Source organism: Polaribacter sp. 11A2H (genome assembly GCF_011379025.1).
Classification (GTDB): domain Bacteria; phylum Bacteroidota; class Bacteroidia; order Flavobacteriales; family Flavobacteriaceae; genus Polaribacter.
The window spans coordinates 1-949 of sequence record NZ_WTLD01000048.1 but is presented as its reverse complement, the minus strand read 5'-3'; the positions used below and the strand labels follow the sequence as shown (position 1 = coordinate 949).

The following is a 949-nucleotide window of genomic DNA, read 5'->3' as shown; positions in this document are numbered from 1 at the left end:
ATTACTTTATTACAAGTCACTTTGAGGCTTCGGTCAATGAATGACCTCCTGTTGCTGCAGTGACATTATACAGTACATTTAGGCATGCGCTCTGCCAGAATCTCGAGACCGCCCACCTTGGCCCACCATAGTGCCTTAACTGCATTTACGGATGGAGCCATCAACACACACGACCCACAGCACTCCCAGGTCAAAGCTCACATGCTGGTGACCATTGGGACAGGCAACCACTGGGATCCAGTCTGTGCCATCGGGTGTGCAGCGAGTGACACCAGTTCGTTTGAATAAGCTCCCTTGAGAGTTTACACCATAGACACTGCCATCAGTTGCTACTTCAATCATGGACAGAAGTCCAGGAATATTCACAAAGCTGCCGGACCCTGAACAGACACTAGACGACACATCCTTCATGATGAAGATTTGGTCGTTGTGGTTCACTCCCCAACAGCTGTATGGACCACAGCTGTAGTACTTCAGCTTTCCACCAATATTAATCCAAGGAATGTTACTGGATAACCATTTGTTGTTAGCATCCATATTTGAACAGAATATGTCATCATACATATTGACACCTGCAATGATCTGATCACCTCCGGCATCCACCTGATTGAGAAGCCCTTCAAGCCTAACAAAACCGCCACTCTGAAACCTAAAGATGTTGTTTGCTGTATTAACCCCCAGCTGACCAGCAGGACCAACACTGAAGTGCTTTAGAGACCCGCTGATCTTTGTGAAGATGTTATCAATCAGGACGAAGATCTCATTATTATTGTTCACGCCAACCACGGAGCCAGACCCAGCGTCTATCTGCTTCAGGTTACCATTCACCACGTTACAGTTTAAAGCCAGAGTGTGAAAGAACTGGCAGCAAAAAAGTAGCAGGACGCTCCGACAAACCTTCATTGCTCCACAACTTTTAATCTTATCTTGTTAGTTCAGGATTCAGCAG

At 46.4% G+C, this 949-nt stretch carries 1 protein-coding gene; it reads right to left on the bottom strand.

Annotated features, from left to right (window positions below; genetic code table 11):
* Positions 1 to 135 precede the first annotated feature (135 nt).
* The gene (locus GQS58_RS16850) at positions 136 to 828 is read right to left on the bottom strand and encodes a tectonin domain-containing protein (protein ID WP_161519136.1); all 693 of its coding nucleotides are present in this window, start codon (positions 826 to 828) and stop codon (positions 136 to 138) included.
* Positions 829 to 949: the final 121 nt, after the last annotated feature.